General features: G+C 64.8%; 1 protein-coding gene. It reads left to right on the forward strand.

The annotated features are described in order from the left end of the window. The coding region (locus tag AAH991_RS40200; RefSeq protein ID WP_346231201.1) for a hypothetical protein at positions 1 to 281 on the forward strand (281 nt) is incomplete at its 5' end. Positions 282 to 600 lie beyond the last annotated feature (319 nt).

Below are 600 nucleotides of genomic sequence, written 5' to 3' on the forward strand. Positions count from 1 at the left end.
CATCCGGTGGCAAGGCCGTCTTCCAATGGGGGCCGACCGGACGCGACTGGGACTACTTCGAAGTCCGCTACTCGTTCAACAACGAAGGGATCAAGACGTACAAGGTGAAGCGCCGCGACCCGTGGAACGGCGGCTTCAGCAGGCCGATCAGCGGACCAGGGCCGGAACCGTTGGGAAGCACCGGACAGCTCCACTATTTCTCGGTCCGCGGTTGTGACAACAGTGGGGCCTTCCAGCTCGGGTCCGAGTGCAGTGGATGGTCGCTCCCAGGGCGGCTGTGAACCCCGGCCCCACATCGCCGGTACGGCGAGGGCACATCATGCGGCGCCTCAGGGAAACGGCGACCGCGTACGAATGGTTGAGCCGACGCGGCGGGACGGCGTCGGAACGGGCAGCGCTGTAAGCAGGGTTCCAGTTCCTTGCAAGCGGCCACGTTTATCACTGTGAGAAGCCCTGACAGGGCTGCGACCTTCGGGGTAGGAGCACATCATGAACCGCCGGTTTTCTCTTTCGGTGTCGGCTGCTGTGGCGCTTTCGACCGCCGCGCTTATGGGGCTTCCCGTCTATACGGGTAGCGCTGCCGCCGCCACGACGTCGGCG

Source organism: Microbispora sp. ZYX-F-249 (genome assembly GCF_039649665.1).
Lineage (GTDB): Bacteria > Actinomycetota > Actinomycetes > Streptosporangiales > Streptosporangiaceae > Microbispora > Microbispora maris.